Source organism: Wenyingzhuangia aestuarii (assembly GCF_011927765.1).
GTDB classification, from domain to species: domain Bacteria; phylum Bacteroidota; class Bacteroidia; order Flavobacteriales; family Flavobacteriaceae; genus Wenyingzhuangia; species Wenyingzhuangia aestuarii.
In genome coordinates this window covers 47878-65892 of record NZ_JAATJG010000016.1, presented here as the reverse complement: position 1 = coordinate 65892, position 18015 = coordinate 47878, and the positions used below count along the sequence as shown (strand labels likewise).

Genomic DNA, 18015 nt, shown 5'->3' with positions numbered 1-18015 from the left:
GCCAGTTATATCTTTTATGGTTGGTGGGACTATCGATTTTTATTTTTAATTCTATTTAGCACGCTATTAGATTTCTATCTTGCTAAAAAAATATACAAATCAACAAATAAAAGAAAACAGAAGAATTATTTATGGCTAAGCCTTATAGCTAATTTAGGGCTCTTGCTTGTGTTTAAATATTATAATTTTTTCACCAATAGTTTTCAGGATTTATGTTCTGTTTTAGGTGTACATCTAAAACTATCAACATTAAATGTTATTTTGCCTGTAGGTATTTCATTTTATACATTTCAAACATTAAGTTACACTATTGATGTTTATAGAGCTAAATTAAAACCCACAAAAGATTTTATAGCTTTTGCATCGTTTGTAACTTTTTTTCCACAATTAGTGGCGGGACCTATTGAGCGAGCTACTAATTTATTACCTCAGTTTTATAAGAACAAAAAGTTTAATTTTGACTTTGCAAAAAGTGGCGTAGAGTTAATTATTTGGGGTTTATTTAAAAAGGTTGTAATTGCAGATAGTTGTGCCGTATATGTAGATTATATTTTTAGTGAATATGAATCACAGAATTCAATAACTTTAATATTAGGAGCTGTTTATTTTGCTTTTCAAATTTACGGAGATTTTAGTGGGTATACAGATATTGCTATTGGAACAGGAAGATTGCTTGGTTTTAATTTACTCCCAAACTTTAAAACTCCCTATTTTTCAAGAAATATTGCAGAATTTTGGAGAAGGTGGCATATATCCTTAACCACATGGTTTAAAGACTACATTTACATTCCTTTGGGAGGTTCAAGAGGGAGTAAAAGATTACAAGTTAGAAATGTATTTGTTATTTTTTTAATAAGCGGGTTTTGGCATGGAGCTAATTGGACTTATCTGTTTTGGGGAGGTTTAAATGCAATCTATTTTATACCATCTATGTTATTAAACAATAATAGAAAATATACAGATAAAATTGAGTTTTCAGTTCTGTCAATTCTAAAAATGATGATGACTTTTGCGATTACCTGTTTTGCTTGGATATTTTTTAGAGCAAATTCGCTAACCATTGCTTTTGGCTACATTAAAAAAATATTTGAGTTTGATATATCTAATCCTATAAAATACTTGAGTATTGATAGATACAATATTGAAATGATTCCTTTAATAACATTGTTTTTAATTTTAGAGCTAATAGGGATAAATAAAGAAACACCTTTATTGGGTAAGTACTCTTATTTAAAAACAGTAAGTGTTCTTTTGTTAATTATAATGTTAGGTGTTTTTTCAAATCAAAAAGACTTTATTTATTTCCAATTTTAAAATGAAAAAATTCTTAAAATATATTATCAGTATTGTATTCTCGTTATTGCTTATTGCTGTTTTACTAGATATTGTCTACACAACTGTAATAGAAAAAACAATTCCTAGAAACAAGGTTAGGTATGCATTGTCTTTAAAAGATAAACATTATGATGTTTTGTTCTTGGGGTCTTCAAGAGTACAGAATTCAATAGTAACCTCTATGTTTAAAGAAAACAATATTACAATTCTTAATATGGGATTAGAAGGGGCAACTTTAGGTGATAATTGGTTAATGTTAGATTTGCTAAAAAAAAACAAAGTTACTTTTGACAGAATATTTGTACAGCTAGATTATATGTATAATTCAAAAGATAATTCTTTTTCAGACAGAAGTAAGAGTAACCTTTTACCACTAATAAGAAAAAAAAATATTAGAGAAATATTTAAAAAAACAGATACAGATTTTAATAAGAACTATTACATACCTTTTTACAGGTACTTAACAAATAGTTACAGTATTGGTTTTAGGGAGTTTGTTAGTTCTTTGTTGAATAAAAAGCCACGAATCTCTTTTGAGGATGGTTTTACACCAAAATATGGCAATTCTAAATTAGCAAAAGAACAATTACCTAAAAGCATTATTAGTCATTCAAAAATTTACAATAAAATTAACAATACCTGTATAAGCATGGGGGTTGAGCCTATTTATTTTATAGCTCCCTACTGTAGTAAAATGATAGATAACGGCTTTGTTAAAAAGTTAGATTCTGTAGTTAATAATTTTTATGATTATTCAAGGTCTATCAAAAATGATAATAACTTCAGTAATTGTTCACATTTAAATATTGATGGAGCAAAGGAGTTTACCGAAGTTATTATCAATGATTTTTTTTAAAAGTAGAGGCTATTCACCTCATAATTAAAGCTATCCAATCATTTTGATGGTCAGGAGCATTTAGAATATGTTCTTTGTTTAATTTTTCTTTGTTAGACATTGTACCGTTTCTAGGGTTATACCATTGAATTTTCCATCGCTTGTTAGCTAATTTAATTTTTGTACTTCCTCCTTTAGGTAAGTATACCACATAAGCTTTTCCATTATTAGCTAATACGTAATCATTTTTGTTTTCTGTTAACTCATCGTTACTAACAGCATCAATTAAATAGTTTTGAAAGTAGGTATTAAAAAAGTGAATGGCATAACTCCCTTCTTTGTATAAATCTCCTCTTAATCTATGGTCTTGATTGTGAATATCACCATCATTGTCTGTATAACCATAATAATACTCTACACCAGCACCACCTGCCATTAAAGTAGCCCATAAAACTTGGTGTCTTATAACATTTAATGGAATTCTAATTCCTTGTCCAGCACTTCCTTGTTCATCATTAGCAACCACCCACTTTTTACCTGCTTCTGCAGAAGCTTGAATCCATGTTTTTACACTTTGGTGAATTAAATGTCTGTCTTTTTGAATAGAGGCTCCTGTTAATTTTGATTTGTTTCCTAGTAGCTGAGGATATTTTTGCTTTTGTTGACCAGGAAAAGTATGTAAAACTAGGTTATGATGATAAGGATCTATACTACTGATATATTTAGAAATAGAAATCACTACATCATCTGGAATTACGGTTTCTTCTGTAATGTTCCAATTTAAGGCTAGATGATGAGAAAATCTTGCAATTAATTCTCTGTAATACAATTTACGTTCTCTACCATTTTTGTTGTTATCCATAAACTTACAGTTTTCATTTTCCATGGTTTTAAAATGTAGATACAAACCTTTAGTGTCAGCATATTCCAGAATTTTTTCCCATTGTGCTAGTTTGGAAACATCAAACCTGTCTTTTTGTAAATGATCCCATAAGTCTTTACGTTCTGCATAACTCATTTTTTTGTCATGACCATTAGGCAAGTCTTCATATGCTTGTATGGGAATATTCATTAAATGAGGAAATATATTTTGATCGTCACCACCGGCATTAAAAGTTAAAAAAGACATAGCATTAGCACCTTGCGAACTTAAATAATTTACAACTCCTAATAGTTCTGTACCCTTTCCGTTTTGCCAAGTATAGCTACTCGCTTCTTGCGGGTTGTAATCTTGTTGATGAGCATTCCACGATTTACGAGTTCTTTTAAAACTAGCTAATGTTCCTTTTTTGTTATTCCATCTAGAGAATCTTCTGTTGGGAGTTGCATCAAAATCATCATAAGCAAAAGTGTTTTCGGGTGAATCTGCTCCTGCTTTTATAAACCATTGTCCGTTAGGATTCTTAGGGTTGGTTCCAGAAAATCTTAAATATCTTTCTCCAACATATTGCAATCGTCCTTTGTTTGGTGCTCTAAAATCTTTGCCTGTTTTATCAGAAGCTTGAATTTTAAAAGTACCTGTAGCTCCATCCATAAATCCTGCGCTTTTTGGATGTATAGTTTCAGTAATAGCTACATCTTTTCCCGTTTTAAAAGAAACTTTGTAAGTCCATGTCCCTTTGCTATCTGGAGCAAAATGTACGTTCCATTTGTTACCAGAAGTACATCCTTCTGCAGGATTGTCACAAGCTGCGTAATAACCTGGAACGGTATAAGATGTTTTTCCTTTTGTAAACGTTACATCTAGTTTGTAATCTGTAAAAGGATTTGGAGTTGCGGTTTCAGAGGTGTTGGGTCCGTTAAAAGTAAGTGTTACTTTGTGCCAGGTTTTTAACTCACCTGATATTTTTTGAGCATGTAAAGTTGCTATAAAAGCAAACATAACAAAGAGTACTAATTTTGATTTTTGTATCATTAGAATGGTGTTTAAATAGAAATAATCAATTGTGTATTAGAGTACAATTGTTGTTTTTTCTTGCGAAAAACACACTAAAAATAATCAAAAATCACTTAGCCTTTAATTTAAACTATTAAAAAAGGTAGTTTTATAAGTAGGTAAGATTTCTGGATGACAAATTTTAATAATATCCTTTAGAATAAAGTCAGGTCTTAAAGCTCCTAATTCAAAAAATAATAAGCCACCTGTTGGTCCTGTTGTATTGGTGTAGGTGTATATTTTATGATGAGTGTAGGGAGCAAATTGTGTATAGTGTTTGTTATTGTTAGCCAAAGCTTGTTTGTTGGCAGCATAACCTGGAGCAAACCAATAATCGGCATTTTTTGCTTTTATAAATACATCTTCAAACTGCAAAGACAAGCTACCTGTTCCTGTAGTTTCTTTCCATAGATAATTTGTTTTGGCATCACTTAAAATTTTAGCTACAAAACTATCTCCTGCAGGTGTGTACCATATTCCGTTATAAATAGATCCGTACAAAATACGGGGTTGTAATGTTACATTTTGGACTAATTCCTTGGCTTGGTTATAATTGTTTTCTATTTCTTTAAAAATAGCATTGGCTTCCTGTTCTTTGTTTAGAAATAGCGCAAAAAACTTAATCCATTCTGCTCTACCCAAAGGAGATTCTTCTAGCCAACTAGCATCTACTACAATAGGAATTCCAGCTTTTTTTAAGGTATTAAAGTTTTTGTTTAAGTTATTTACGGCAAAGGCAAATAATACGTCGGGTTTGATGTCTAAAATTAATTCGGTGTTCATGTGTTCTTCGTGTCCCACATCTGTAATAGTTCCATTATCTATCAATTTTCTGGTTTTTAACGAAGAAATAAAATGAGTGTTTGGGTAACCTTTTAAAAGATGTTCAGAATTTAAAGCCTCTAACACAGGGATTTGAGTGGTTGAGGTGGCTACAATTTTTTGAATAGGAGTTTGTACCACAATTTGATTGGGGTTGCTAGGTGTTATAATAGTGTCACCTTTTATTAAAATATATTCATAAGGAGTAGTAGCTCCTTTGTAGGGAGTGGGTACAATTATTTTAATGTATTTGTTAAATTTTTGATAGCTAAATCCTTTTGCGTATTGAATGTTATGATTGTTTAAAACAACAGTCTTCTTATCTGATTTTGGTTGACATGCTACTAAACTAAAAAAGATGAAAAAAAGGAAAAATCTCATGTTATAAAATATTGTATTCGTTGCTTTCTGTATCTATTTTAACAATAGTTCCGTAAGGGATTTTAAAGTCAAAAGAATCGTTTAAATCTGTATTGGTTATATGTGATAATACACTTCTAATAATTCCAGAATGTGTAACAACAATGGTGTTGTTGTTTTGGATGTTTTTGTAGGCATCTATAGCTCTAGCAAACAAATCTAAATAGCTTTCTCCATTGGGTACAGGAACGGTAACAAAGTCATTCATCCAAGGAGAAGTTTCTTCATCTGGAATGGTATTCCATTCTCTTAGCTCCCAATCTCCAAAATCTAATTCCATTAAATCTTTAGAGGTTTTGTAAGTAGTATTTAGTTTAGAGGCTAATTTAGTACATCGTTGTAAAGGGCTACTAATAACAATATCGGTATCTACATATTGTAGTTTGCTTAGTAAAAAGTTAGCTTCATCTTCAAAATTATCAGCTACATCAATATCTGATTGTCCGTAACAAATACCTCTCTCAATATTAGGAGTGGTGTGTCTTATAAAGTATACAATCATAGTAAAATTATTAAGCTTAAGTAAAATACAACTTCGGTAAGTTGTTGTGTAGCACCAGCACAATCACCTGTGTGTCCGCCAATCCATTTGTGAAAGTATTTGGCTAATAAATATTTGGTGATTAATACAGGTATAAAAGTTAAAAATACCCAACTGTTTAAGAAAAAAAGTAAAGGAATAATGGCAAAAAGACCACAAATAAGGACGTCTTTTTTTGTAATTCCTACTGCTGATGGTTTTATTTTACTTTTATCAATATCTTGTACGTAAGGTTCTGTGTAAATAAGAGTTGTAGCTGCAAAACGGCTAATGGCATGTCCCGAAATAATAGCCAAAATACAAGTAAAAATGTCTAATTCTGCTAGTGATTGGTGTTTGATTGCTAATAAAATTCCGAGTCCTACAATTCCGTATGTTCCTACTCTAGAATCTTTCATAATGGTTAGAATTTTTTCTTTGGTCCAACCTCCACCAAAACCATCACAAACGTCGGCAAAACCATCTTCGTGAAAAGCACCTGTAATCCAAATGGTAGCAGCAATGCTTAATAAAATAGAAATAGAATCGTTAAATAAAAATTGAGACAAATAATAAATTAAGGCACCAAAACTACCTACAATAATTCCGACTAATGAAAAATAGCGACTACTTTTTGTTAAGATTTCTGGAGAATGATCTATGTTTTTAGGACAAGGAATTCTTGTAAAAAACATGATAGCCGTTAGAAAAATAGCAATTTCTTTTTTCATTAATCTTTTGTGTTGGTTATTTCGGTAGATTCAAAACTAGCCATTTGATTTAAAAAATTAACCGATGCTTGTACAATTGGATAAGCTAAAGCTGCTCCTGTACCTTCTCCTAGTCTTAATCCTAAGTTTAAGACAGTATCGGCTTTTAAAAAGTCTAACATTTTAGCATGTCCTTGTTCGTTAGAGCAATGCGAATAAATACAGTTGTTAAGTACAGATTTGTTAATGGCTTGTGCAGCTAATAGGGCAGATGTTACAATAAATCCATCAACTAAAATAACCATACCCAATTTAGCAGCTTGTAAAAATGCTCCGGTCATCATTGCAATTTCATATCCGCCAAAGGTGGCTAAAATTTCTATAGGGTTGTCTGAAAGTTGGTGATTGTTTCTGGCTTTGTTTAAAATAGCCGTTTTAGCACGTAGTCTTACAGAAGTCGTATCGGTACCTTTTCCTACACATTCTTGAATAGGAAATTGGGTAAAAGCACTCATTAATAAGGCTGCAGAAGAAGTGTTACCAATTCCCATTTCTCCAAAACCAATTACATTGGTTCCTTCTGTAAATTGTTTGGTTACCAGTTCTTTTCCCTTTAAAATAGCTTGGTTGCAATCTGCTATACTCATAGCAGGTTCATTACAATAGTTTTTGGTTCCCTTGTTTATTTTTGCATGTATTAAGTTAGGAACTCCATTAAAATCAAAATTAACTCCAGCATCTACAACTTTTAAATGAATGTTATTTTGTTTGCAAAAAACATTAATAGCAGCTCCTCCTTGTAAAAAGTTAAAAACCATTTGCGAGGTAACTTCTTGTGGAAATGGACTTACAGGTTCTACGTTTACAATTCCGTGATCTCCTGCAAAAACAATAATAGTGGGTTTGGATAAAATGGGAGTGGTCGTTTTTTGAATTTCTCCAATTTTAAGTGCAATGGTTTCTAAAACACCCAAAGAACCCATAGGTTTTGTTTTGGTGTTTATTTTATGCTGTAATTCAGATTGAATGTTGTCCATAAGTATTTATTTTAAAATCATTGGAATTCCAGAAACCATAAACGTGGCTTTGTTACTTACTTTGGCAATTTCTTGATTTACCCATCCTTGTAGTTCTGTAAATTTTCGTCCTATGTGTGTTTCGGCATGTACACCCATTCCAATTTCGTTAGAAATTATGATTAAGGTAGCTTCTATTTGAATTAATTTTTCAATTTCTGCTTTTACAAGTTCTAAACATTTAGCAACATTGTAGTTGTTATCCGTATAAAAATTGGTTAGCCATAAAGTCACACAATCAATTAGTACGACAGAATCTTTTGGAATTACAGCACTTAAGTTTTTTTCTTCTTCAATAGTAGTCCAACGCTCATCTCTGTCAGATACATGTCTGTCTACACGTGTTTTAAAATCATCATCCCATATTCTAGAAGTTGCTAAATAATAAGGGTTTGGTGAGAGTTCTTCGGCTAATTTTTGAGCATAGCTACTTTTACCCGAACGTTCTCCTCCAGTGATGTAATAAATCATACTTTAATTTTTAACAAAGATTGCTAAGTTTTAACGACAAAAAAAATGGATTTGAAAAAAAGACTAGTTTTGCAGAAAAATAAAAAGATATGATAGTTTCTTCTATGATGCCCGCCGTAACCCAAATGATTTATGATATGGGTTTAGAACACATGCTAAACGGAATTACTTTTGAGTGTCCGCAACAAGCTTTGCAAGAAAAAGAGGTAATGGTGCGTTGTGTTTTAGAAGATAAAGAATATACAAGTGATGAAATAAATACGTTGTTTTCTGAAAGCAAAGCTACCGGAAAAAGTTTGTATTATGTAGATGAAGAAATAATGCATAAGATAAATCCGTCTTTAGTTTTTACACAAGATGTTTGTGATGTATGCCAAATTGATACAGAAAGTGCAGAAAGATCTTTGTCTAAGTTGCCGGTAGTTCCTAAAACAATTTCTATTACTCCACAATCTTTAAACGATGTATTTAACGATGCCATAACAATTGCAACCGCCATGGGGTTTCCAGAAAAAGGGGAGGCTTACGTATTGCGTTTACAAGATGAAATTAAAAATATAGTAGATGTTTTAAGAGCAGGACTAACCTTGTCTAAAAGTGTAATGTTGTTAGAGTGGATAGATCCATTGTTTAACTGTGGACACTGGATTCCTCATCAAATAGGATATGCAGGTGGGGTAGATTTGTTGTCACACCCATCTGGAAATAGTATTGTGATAGATTGGGATAAAATTGTAAAATACAATCCCGAGGTATTGGTGATTGCTCCTTGTGGATACAATCAAAAAAGAACTTTGGACGATATGAAGTTTTTAGAAGCAAAACCAGAGTGGAAAAACTTAAGAGCTGTGCAAAACAAGCAAGTGTATATTGCAGATTTTGATTTGTTTACGCAATCTTCTGCAGGTACTTTGGTAGATGGTATTAAAGTTTTAGCTAAAATATTTCATCCAGAACTATTTACAGAATCAATAGGTTTAGAGCATAAGTATTGTGCTTATTTTAAGTAATTAAAAAAAATATTTGTAATCAAAAAATAAGGTGTAGTTTTGCATCGATTTTGGTTTTTATGCTATTCAATGTAAGTTGAACCGTAAAATTAAAAGGGAATCTTGTTAAAATCAAGAACTGTACCCGCAACTGTAAGCTTAGCCGTAAAAGGTGCTTATTACATTCTTAAACCACTGTTTTAAATAATAGTAAAAACGGGAAGGTAGTAATAAGACGTAAGTCAGGAGACCTGCCAGATTCATAATATAAATTCTTTCGGGAGTAAAGGAAATTTATGATGAAACTATGTAAAGCGTTTTTTTTAATAAGCATATTTTGTTGTGCCAGAACTGTAGCTCAAAATGATTCTATCAATCGTTTAGAGAAAGTGGTCTTGTTGGCTGATGTAACTAAGAAACAAGAAGATTTAGGTTCCAAAAAAATAACGTTATCAGTAGAGCAAGTTGTAAAAAATCCAACAAATTTCACAGAATTATTAAGGTACAATAGTCCTATTGCTTTTAAAGATTATGGGAACGGAGGAGCTAGTTCTGCAAGATTTAGAGGTACTTCGGCAACCAATACATTGGTGTTGTGGAATGGAATCAGTATCAATGCTATAGGTAATGGTCAGGTAGATTTTAATGCCATATCTGCTAGTACTACAGATCAAATTGTGGTAAAAAGCGGAGGAGGAAGTGTGCAATTTGGTTCTGGTGCCATTGGAGGTGTTGTTCAGTTAAATGATGTACTCTCTTTTAAAAAGCATGAAAATTTTGATTTGTTTACCAGTTATGGTAGTTACAATACAAGTTCTAATTTTTTTAAAGCTAATATAGGTACAGGAAAATGGGCAATAAAGCTATCTTCTACCTATAATAGTTCGGATAATGATTATGTTTATTTAGACAAGAGATATAAAGATGAAAACGGAAACTTGTTGTATAATGAAAATGGGAACTATAAAAATTATGGAATAGATTTTAGTTTGGGATATCAATTTTCTAGAAGAAACAAACTTTATTTTTATACCACTAAATATTATGGAGATCGTCTTTTTTCTGATGGAATTCCCAATCCATCTAATGCAAATGAACGCAATGAAAATTTTAATCAACGTAATTTATTAAAATGGAATTTCTCATCTGGTGCTTTTCAACAATCTTTAAAATTAGCATATTTAACTCAGGAATTTAGGTATTATAGTAACAAAGCTTTTCAAAATTTTGGTTACGGAAAATCAAATAAAAAGTTAGTAGACTATGATGCTTCATATCGGTTTTCAAATGTTTTAAATGTGAAGTATTTGATGATGTATGAATCTACAGATGGTTCAACAGATCAAATTCAATCAAGAAATAGAGAAGCATTTTCTTTTGGAGGGATGATATTCTATATGCCTACTGCTTCATTATCTACCTCTTTTAATATTCGTAAAGAGTTTAATTCTAACTTTTCAGTTCCTATGTCTGTATCGTTAGCTGCAGAACAAAAATTAAATAAAAATATCATTTTAAAAACCAATTTATCTACCAATTATAGAGTACCCACATATAATGAATTGTATTGGCCTATAGTAGGAAATTTAAATTTGGTGCCAGAAAAATCAAAGCAGTTAGAGTTGGGAGCAGATATAGACATTCATCAATTACATGTCTCAGCTACTTATTTTTATATAGATATAAAAGATAAAATTATTTGGTTACCTACAGGAGGTACCAATTTGTGGCGACCTAAAAACATACAACATGTAGCCAATCAAGGAATTGAGGGAGCTTTGTCTTACAAAGTATTGCTGCCTAAAGAACAAAAACTTTTACTTACTGGTAATTATACGTTTACAAGTGCTTTTAACAAAAAAACAAATGCTTCTTTGCCTTTTGTACCACAGCATTTGCTCAATTATAATTTATCTTATACGTATAAAAGGTTAAGTGTGTATTTACAAGGCCTGCACCAAAGCAAAGTATACACAACAGAAGATACATTAAGCAATTATTCTATAGCTAAGGTTACAGTGTTTAATTGTGGAGTTAATTATAGTTTGTTAAATAAAAAACATCATAAATTAATTTTAGGCGGTAAAGTAAATAATGTTGGTAATAATCTATACTACTTTACCAATTTACGACCTATGCCCGGACGAAACTTTAATATAAATATTCACTATAAATTTTAAACTAAAAAAAATGAAAAAATACTCAATCTTTAAATTGCTAATACTGCTAAGTGTTGTTTTTGTTTCTTGTGTAAAAGAAGAAACTATTGTTCAAAATGTTTTTGAAGCAGTAGATACCAACATAATTGTTAGTTCTGAGGGAAACTTAGATGCAAAAGATGGTTCTGTGTCCTATTTCGGTAAAAATGATTCTGATATATTTTATTATGAAAATGTAAATGGAGCAAAAGTAGCAGGCTTAATTCAGTCTATTTGTTTTGGAATAGAAGATGCATATATTATCTTAAATGATGTAAGTCAAATTATAGTTGTTGATAAATACACTTTTAAGAAAAAAGCCATTGTACAAACAGGATTAGGGTTGCCAAGATATATGACAATTGTTGGAAGTAAAGGATATATTACCAATTGGGGAGATGGTACAGATGAAACAGATGACTATCTTGCAGTTTTAGATTTAGCAACAAATAAAATAGTTGAATCGGAAAAAATAGCAATGGCTAATGGTGTAGAAAGAATATTAGTTAAAGACAATAAATTATATGTGTCTCATAAAGGAGGGTATTCGTCTAACAATATTGTTTCTGTAGTAGATTTGTCTGATGCAAATAAAATAACAACTATAACTGTAAAAGACAATCCAGACGAAATGTTTTTTAACAATGCAGGAGAGTTGGTTGTATTGTGTCAAGGAAAACCTTTAAGTTATGGTAGTACTCCACCATATCCGGCATTAACAAACACACTGTCTTCTATAACTTTTATAAATACAGCTGATAATAGCATTAACAAAGAATTGGTTTTTGCAGAAAATACTAGAGCTACTTTAATGGATTATGACAATGGAAATATTTATTATTATAAAGATGATAAAGTTTTTACAATTAAAGATGATGCTACTAAGATTTCAACTACAAACGGTATTACTGTAGGATCAATTTATGGAATGAGTACCAAAGACAATCATTTGTTTACCGTCTCTTACTCATTTACATCATTGTGTAAATTAAAAGTGATAAACATATCGGATAAAACAACAGAATATACTAGCGCTGTAGGTTTAGGAGCTGCTAAAATATACTTTATAGAATAAGAAGTATAGTTGCTGTGAAGAAGAGAAAAGCCGATGCAAAATTTTGTATCGGCTTTTTAAATTAAAATAATTGATGAACTTCTTGTTGAATAAACTGTTGTGCAATTGTTGTTGGAGAGTCTGAATTGCTCATTTTTAACAGAGCTATTTGTAATTCTTTTCCAGAATTTATTTCTTCTTTCATACTATGTGCTGTAATAGTGTTTAAGGTAGTTTGTTTGGCATTTTTAATTAGTTTCCAACTATCTTCACTTATGTATATTTGTTGTACTAAATTGTGCTCAAATTCTGCATTAATCTGTGTAATTAATAATTTTGCATACTCAATTTTGTTGCTGTTAAGAGGTTCTATTCTGTTTAAAAGATTTGTCAATTCAATTCGTTCTAAAAACAAGGTCATTCTTTCATATGCTTGTAATCTAATAGGCAAACTTTGTTTTTTCTTTTCTTTAAAAGCGTTAAATTTTCTTTTATTGCTTTCGTTGGCTAATATTTGTTTAAAGAAATAAGCTGCTACACCACCTGTAACTATAGAGGGGATGGTATATTTTAAAAGTTCTATAAATTCGTTCATTCTAAAAGATTTTTAGCGAATATAAATCTTAGTTTTTTGCTGTCAAAATAAGAGTTTCTTTAAAAATGATTACTTTTAGGCAACTATACATAAATACAAGTCTGTGTTCCAATTTTTAGAGTTTAGTTTTATAGATGTTTTAGATATTCTTCTGGTTGCTTTTTTACTATTTAACGTATACAAGCTGCTAAAAGGTACGGTGGCTATTAATATTTTTATAGGTATTGCTATTGTTTTTTTAATTTACAAAGTAACAGCAGCACTACACATGGAAATGTTTAGCTCTTTGTTGGGAAATTTAATTAGTGGTGGTGCTATTGCATTGATTATTATTTTTCATCCTGAGATGCGAAAGTTTTTGTTAATGTTAGGGTCTACCAATTTTAAAACTAAAAGGAATTTTATCAAGCAACTAAAGTTTTTAAAAGCAGAAATTTCTATCGATTTAGATGTAGAGGCTTTGGTAAATGTTTGTGAAAAATTTGAAGTAAGTAGAACAGGAGCTTTAATTGTAATAGAAAGAAATAGCAATCTTGAGTTTTTAACAGAAAGAGGTGATGCTATGAATATTCAAATAAACGGACCTATTTTAGAAAGTATTTTTTATAAAAATAGCCCTTTACACGATGGTGCTATTGTAGTAAAAGAAAATCATATTATAGCGACTAGAGTGGTGCTTCCTTTGTCGGATAGTAAATTGCCAAGCAGATTTGGACTAAGGCACAGAGCTGCTATTGGAATTACAGAAAAAACAGATGCTATGTGTTTAGTGGTTTCTGAAGAAACAGGAGAAATTTCTTTTATTATTGATGGAGCGTTTGAGTTGTATAACTCCTACAACGAACTACAAGAAAAAATAAGAATGTATTTGTCTTAATTAAAAGTCTCTGTTAGTAGCTCTTTTATCCCACTTTAAATCGCTTAATACAGAAGATTTAACCCCTATAAAAAAGTAATAAGAACTGTTGGTTCCTAAAGGGACCCAGTTAAAGTTCATACTCCAACTACTAAGATCTCTTGTGAAATTTAAGGTGGTGTATGTAAAACCGTTGTTTACAAAATCGTATCCAGAAGAGGCTCCTACTTTCCAACCTGGACTTAATTCTACATCTCCAGAAAACACTAAAGAGTTAGAACTTACTTTTCCTTTTCCAGTAGATTGAATTACAGAATAATTAGTTGAATAAGAAAAACGAATATTCCAAGGCATTGATGAGATGTATTGAGGAAGTGATTTGCTTTCTTTTTTAGAGTCGTCTTTTTCTTCTGGTTTGTTTTGAATATCGTTTGTGTTTTGGAACCCTTGTCCAAACATATTTTGGTCATATGCTGTGCTTTCTTCTTCTTTGTCGTCTTTTTCTCCGTTTTTCTTTTTATCAAAATCTTTGCTAGAAAAAGAATAATCTGTACGAAAACGAGCACTTGTTAACCTAGCAATAGGACCGCCGTTGGTGTAGCTTAAAGTATTAATTCTTTTAAAAGTTCCAGTACCATCATCTTGCAAAGCATAAGGGTCAAATGTAGCACCAAAGTTTAAATTCATCTTCTTAAAAATAGTGGTTCCTGCAGTAAGGTTTATGTTAGATAATTTAAACTCATCTTTGGTAAAATCATACCCAGTACTTAGGTTAAAGGAGTTTAAAATAGTAATTTTTTTATCTTCTCCATCAGGATCTTCTTTGTTAGCAACTTTACCCTCTAAGGTGTTGGCTAAACTAAAACTTAAGGCATTAGAAACACCTCTTGTAGGACTTCCATAAATACCTGTTTCAAAAGGAGAGTAGGTAGTAGTATTACCATCAATGTCATTTTGAACTTCTTTGTAATAAGAACCAAAATCAGGTCTATAGCTATAACTAACAGAAGGTCTCATGGTATGTCTAATGGCTTTTAAGTTTTTTCCTTTAAACTTAAACATACCATAAACTGTGGTACCTAAAGAAGTAGATAAGCTATAATCTCTAAAAGTAGAAAAACCAGAAATGGTATCGGTTACTACATCATCATCAGTAGCATTGTATTCTTTGTTCACTTTTTCGGTATACCAAACTTCTCTATAGCTAGCACTAGGTGATAAAGAGAAATATTTTAAAACTTTCATGTTAGTACTTAAACTTACGTTGTGTTTGGCACCGTTTCTAGCATCTTCAAAAATTTCACCAGCAAAAAACTTTTCTTCTGTAGTTTCTACTTGATTTTTGGCTTCAAAAGAGTAGGTAAGTCCTATGTTTTGAAAAGCATTCTTTTTACTTCCACTTTTAGGAGCAAACGGATAAAGTCTATCCATATTTAATCTTAAAGATGGCAGTGTTGCGGTTACAACTTCTGTATTTGTGTTTTGTTGGTGATTGGCAGACACAGTCATGTTAAAAGGAGTGTCTACAAATTTTTTGTAATAGTTAATAGAAGAACTTAAAGTGTTTTGTAATCCTAAACCTGTGTTAGATTCGTTAACAGATTGTTTAAAATATTGACTACTACCAATGTTTACAGAAGAAGAAAATCTGCTATTAGGTGAGCCTTTACTGTCTTGATTGTGTGACCATCTAAGGTTAAAGTTTTTACGAACACTATAATCAGAAAAACCTTCAATACCACTAATAAGATTATCATAGTTAAAGGTAAAGTTTCCGCTAAATTTATATCTAACTTTATAGCTAGAGGCTGCATTTATACCCCAACTACTGTTAGAATAAATATCTCCTGTTAACTTTAAATCAAAATAATCACTAATCGCAAAATAGTATCCCCCGTTTTGTAAAAAGAATCCCTGACTAAAAGACTCTCCATATGTAGGAAAAATAATACCCGAAGTTCTGTTTTTAGTTAAAGGAAAATAAGCAAAAGGAAAAATTGCAGGTGTAGGAACATCAGCAATAACCAAATTGGTAGGTCCTGTAATAATTTTTTTTCCAGGAACAATTTTTGCTTTGGTAGTTTTTAAATAGTAATCAGGATGTTTAGTGTCTGAAGTTGTAAAAATTATGTTTCTTACAAATATGGTAGAATCGTTTACTCTCTTTGTTTTTTCTCCTAAAGTATTAATTCCGTCTTGTTCCGTTTCTAAACCATAAATAATGGCTTTTTTAGTTTTGTAATTAAAAATTAAGGAGTCTTGCGTGGTTTCGTTTGCTTTTGTTTTAAAAACAGGTAGTTGAGAATATTTTCCATCTTCATCTGGAATTCCTCTAGCTTCAACAGTATTGGTGCTGTAGTCAATTAGCATTTGTCCGGCTGTAATATCATATTCATCATATATTACATGTGCCTCGTTGTACAGTTTTACTTTTTTATTTACTACGTCTTCTAGAATATAATCTTCGGCACTGTGTTCTATAATATACTGAACAGCTGCTTTGTTTTTTTTAACTGGAGGAATGCTATCGTTTTGTACAATAGAATCGTTTGCTACCGTTATATTGTTAGCATTGTCTTTTTTATCTTGAGCAGTCACAGTTAAACTGCTTATGCACAAGAATAAAACTGAGAAAAGAAATTGAAGTCTATTTGTTTGCAATGCTTTTAGTCCTATTTTTGTATAGTCAATGTAGGCAACAAAATAGATGCCAGTTTGAAAGCCCAAAAATAATTAAATTTTATAGATGAAATTGATTCCCGTATTTAAATGTCATAAGTTTTCCTTACTATTTTTAACCGTCTTAATTTTATCACTTACAAATCTAGGGTTTACTAGGGTTTATGCTCAAAAAAACAAACCCTTTATAGTTGTCTTAGATGCTGGTCATGGAGGGAAAGATCCAGGTAAAGTTGGTTATAAAGGTGCAAAAGAAAAAGATGTAGCGCTTAATATTGTATTAAGCACGGGTAATGCTTTGTCTAAAATTCCCGGAATTAAGGTAATGTATACTCGTAAAACCGATGTTTTTGTGGATTTATGGAAGCGTGGAGATATTGCCAATGATGCTGATGCCGACTTATTTGTATCAGTACACTGTAATGCACACACGAGTCAGGCTATTGGAGCAGAAACATGGGTGTTAGGATTACATGCAAATGAAAGAAACTTTAGAGTTGCTAAAGCAGAAAACGAAGTAATACTACAAGAGGAAAATCATCAAGAACGTTACCAAGGTTTTGATCCTAAATCTCCTACTTCAGTCATTGGATTGTCTTTAGAACAGGAAGAGTATTTAGATCAGAGTTTATTGTTAGCTAGTTTAATTCAGCAAGAGTTCGAAAAAACATTAAAAAGAGTTAACAGAGGGGTTAAACAAGCTGGTTTTGTGGTTTTGTATCAAACCTATATGCCAAGTGTGTTAATAGAAACAGGTTTTTTAACCAACAGAATAGAAGGAAAGTATTTGTATTCTAAAGCAGGACAAGCACAAATGTCTAAATCTATAGCCAAGTCTATTTTAGATTATTACAAAAGACAGCAAATGAATGTGGCCGAAAGTGGATATACTCCTACTCCAGATGTAATTGCTTATAAAGATGTAGATGAAGTTTCTGTAAGTAGTGGTTCTACTTATAATAATGGTGTTGCTTATTATAAAGTTCAGATAGCTTCTGGTAGAAGTAGAATAAGTACCTCTTCTTATAATTTTAAGGGGTTTAAAAATGTAGAAAGAGTACAAGTAGAAAAGTTCTATAAATATTATTTAGGAAAATATATGTCTAGATACGAGGCTAATCAAGCATTGGCTAAAGCCAAAGCTAAAGGATATACTTCGGCATTTATAGTTCCTTTTACAAGTAATGGAGATTTGGCAACAGCTACAGCATCAAAAGTTGTTAGCGTTAAAAAAGAAGTTAAGGAGGTTTCTAATGTTTATTATAAAGTTCAAATAGCATCATCTGCCAAAAAAGTAAGTACATCACCTGCAAATTTTAAAGGATTAAACGAGGTAGAAGCTGTAAAAGTGGGAGTTTATTACAAGTACTACTTAGGGAAAACAAACAGTTATAGTAAGGCTAAAGAATATTTAGCAGCTGCAAAAAATAAAAAGTACAAATCGGCTTTTGTTGTAGCGTTTCTAAATAATAAAAGAATCACCTTAAAAGAAGCCTTGAAAAGACAAACAAATTAAATA

The 18015-nt window shown here is 31.2% G+C and carries 15 protein-coding genes and 1 riboswitch; of the genes, 7 read left to right on the top strand and 8 right to left on the bottom strand.

Going from position 1 to position 18015, the window contains the following annotated elements:
• Positions 1–168 precede the first annotated feature (168 nt).
• Positions 169–1314: an MBOAT family O-acyltransferase gene (locus tag GGR97_RS13665; protein ID WP_317165755.1), complete on the top strand. Its 1146-nt coding sequence runs from the start codon at positions 169–171 to the stop codon at positions 1312–1314.
• A gap of 1 nt (position 1315) precedes the next feature.
• Positions 1316–2191, top strand: a complete 876-nt coding sequence (locus tag GGR97_RS13660) for a hypothetical protein (protein WP_167899092.1) — start codon at positions 1316–1318, stop codon at positions 2189–2191.
• A gap of 13 nt (positions 2192–2204) precedes the next feature.
• Here the strand turns inward: GGR97_RS13660 and GGR97_RS13655 are convergent, their stop codons facing one another.
• The 6 genes from GGR97_RS13655 to GGR97_RS13630 form a co-directional block, all read right to left on the bottom strand.
• Complete coding sequence (locus tag GGR97_RS13655) at positions 2205–4085, bottom strand: DUF5060 domain-containing protein (RefSeq protein ID WP_167899091.1); 1881 nt, start codon at positions 4083–4085, stop codon at positions 2205–2207.
• Between the two features lie 102 nt (positions 4086–4187).
• Entirely contained in the window at positions 4188–5309 is a 1122-nt protein-coding gene (locus tag GGR97_RS13650) for an ABC transporter substrate-binding protein (protein WP_167899090.1), read from the bottom strand.
• Position 5310: 1 nt separating this feature from the next.
• The gene (gene cobC / locus GGR97_RS13645) at positions 5311–5850 is read right to left on the bottom strand and encodes an alpha-ribazole phosphatase family protein (protein WP_167899089.1); all 540 of its coding nucleotides are present in this window, start codon (positions 5848–5850) and stop codon (positions 5311–5313) included.
• Positions 5847–6599, bottom strand: coding sequence for an adenosylcobinamide-GDP ribazoletransferase (locus tag GGR97_RS13640; protein WP_167899088.1), 753 nt, complete (start codon positions 6597–6599; stop codon positions 5847–5849). The genes cobC and GGR97_RS13640 overlap by 4 nt, the downstream gene beginning before the upstream one ends.
• The gene (gene cobT / locus GGR97_RS13635) at positions 6599–7615 is read right to left on the bottom strand and encodes a nicotinate-nucleotide--dimethylbenzimidazole phosphoribosyltransferase (protein ID WP_167899087.1); all 1017 of its coding nucleotides are present in this window, start codon (positions 7613–7615) and stop codon (positions 6599–6601) included. Before cobT ends, GGR97_RS13640 begins: the two co-directional genes overlap by 1 nt.
• A gap of 6 nt (positions 7616–7621) precedes the next feature.
• Positions 7622–8125, bottom strand: a complete 504-nt coding sequence (locus GGR97_RS13630) for a bifunctional adenosylcobinamide kinase/adenosylcobinamide-phosphate guanylyltransferase (RefSeq protein ID WP_167899086.1) — start codon at positions 8123–8125, stop codon at positions 7622–7624.
• Between the two features lie 89 nt (positions 8126–8214).
• Between GGR97_RS13630 and GGR97_RS13625 the strand changes: the two genes are divergently transcribed.
• The 3 genes from GGR97_RS13625 (at position 8215) to GGR97_RS13615 (ending at position 12387) form a co-directional block, all read left to right on the top strand.
• Positions 8215–9135 (top strand): ABC transporter substrate-binding protein, encoded by a 921-nt coding sequence (locus tag GGR97_RS13625; protein WP_167899085.1) that lies wholly within the window; start codon positions 8215–8217, stop codon positions 9133–9135.
• Positions 9136–9169: 34 nt separating this feature from the next.
• Positions 9170–9387, top strand: a riboswitch (cobalamin riboswitch).
• 26 nt (positions 9388–9413) lie between these two features.
• Positions 9414–11294 carry a TonB-dependent receptor plug domain-containing protein gene (locus GGR97_RS13620; protein ID WP_209272388.1) on the top strand — a complete coding sequence of 627 codons (1881 nt, stop codon included), beginning with the start codon at positions 9414–9416 and terminating at the stop codon, positions 11292–11294.
• A gap of 10 nt (positions 11295–11304) precedes the next feature.
• Complete coding sequence (locus tag GGR97_RS13615) at positions 11305–12387, top strand: YncE family protein (RefSeq protein WP_167899083.1); 1083 nt, start codon at positions 11305–11307, stop codon at positions 12385–12387.
• Between the two features lie 61 nt (positions 12388–12448).
• Here the strand turns inward: GGR97_RS13615 and GGR97_RS13610 are convergent, their stop codons facing one another.
• A complete protein-coding gene (locus GGR97_RS13610; RefSeq protein ID WP_167899082.1) occupies positions 12449–12961 on the bottom strand; it encodes a DUF7935 family protein in 513 nt (170 codons plus the stop codon).
• A 103-nt stretch (positions 12962–13064) separates the two neighbouring features.
• Between GGR97_RS13610 and cdaA the strand changes: the two genes are divergently transcribed.
• Positions 13065–13838 (top strand): diadenylate cyclase CdaA, encoded by a 774-nt coding sequence (cdaA, locus tag GGR97_RS13605; RefSeq protein WP_167899081.1) that lies wholly within the window; start codon positions 13065–13067, stop codon positions 13836–13838.
• On the opposite strand, the gene GGR97_RS13600 is transcribed toward cdaA, so the two are convergent.
• Positions 13839–16415 (bottom strand): putative LPS assembly protein LptD, encoded by a 2577-nt coding sequence (locus GGR97_RS13600; RefSeq protein WP_167899080.1) that lies wholly within the window; start codon positions 16413–16415, stop codon positions 13839–13841.
• 148 nt (positions 16416–16563) lie between these two features.
• Between GGR97_RS13600 and GGR97_RS13595 the strand changes: the two genes are divergently transcribed.
• Positions 16564–18012 (top strand): N-acetylmuramoyl-L-alanine amidase, encoded by a 1449-nt coding sequence (locus GGR97_RS13595; protein WP_167899079.1) that lies wholly within the window; start codon positions 16564–16566, stop codon positions 18010–18012.
• Positions 18013–18015 lie beyond the last annotated feature (3 nt).

What these genes read in the sequence shown, in the direction of transcription:
- GGR97_RS13660 (WP_167899092.1), top strand. Translation starts at nt 1,316, where the DNA reads ATGAAAAAATTCTTAAAATATATTATCAGTATTGTATTCTCGTTATTG.
- GGR97_RS13650 (WP_167899090.1), bottom strand. Translation starts at nt 5,309, where the DNA reads ATGAGATTTTTCCTTTTTTTCATCTTTTTTAGTTTAGTAGCATGTCAA.
- GGR97_RS13610 (WP_167899082.1), bottom strand. Translation starts at nt 12,961, where the DNA reads ATGAACGAATTTATAGAACTTTTAAAATATACCATCCCCTCTATAGTT.
- GGR97_RS13655 (WP_167899091.1), bottom strand. Translation starts at nt 4,085, where the DNA reads ATGATACAAAAATCAAAATTAGTACTCTTTGTTATGTTTGCTTTTATA.
- GGR97_RS13595 (WP_167899079.1), top strand. Translation starts at nt 16,564, where the DNA reads ATGAAATTGATTCCCGTATTTAAATGTCATAAGTTTTCCTTACTATTT.
- GGR97_RS13615 (WP_167899083.1), top strand. Translation starts at nt 11,305, where the DNA reads ATGAAAAAATACTCAATCTTTAAATTGCTAATACTGCTAAGTGTTGTT.
- GGR97_RS13630 (WP_167899086.1), bottom strand. Translation starts at nt 8,125, where the DNA reads ATGATTTATTACATCACTGGAGGAGAACGTTCGGGTAAAAGTAGCTAT.
- GGR97_RS13640 (WP_167899088.1), bottom strand. Translation starts at nt 6,599, where the DNA reads ATGAAAAAAGAAATTGCTATTTTTCTAACGGCTATCATGTTTTTTACA.
- GGR97_RS13620 (WP_209272388.1), top strand. Translation starts at nt 9,414, where the DNA reads ATGAAACTATGTAAAGCGTTTTTTTTAATAAGCATATTTTGTTGTGCC.
- cobT (WP_167899087.1), bottom strand. Translation starts at nt 7,615, where the DNA reads ATGGACAACATTCAATCTGAATTACAGCATAAAATAAACACCAAAACA.
- GGR97_RS13625 (WP_167899085.1), top strand. Translation starts at nt 8,215, where the DNA reads ATGATAGTTTCTTCTATGATGCCCGCCGTAACCCAAATGATTTATGAT.
- cobC (WP_167899089.1), bottom strand. Translation starts at nt 5,850, where the DNA reads ATGATTGTATACTTTATAAGACACACCACTCCTAATATTGAGAGAGGT.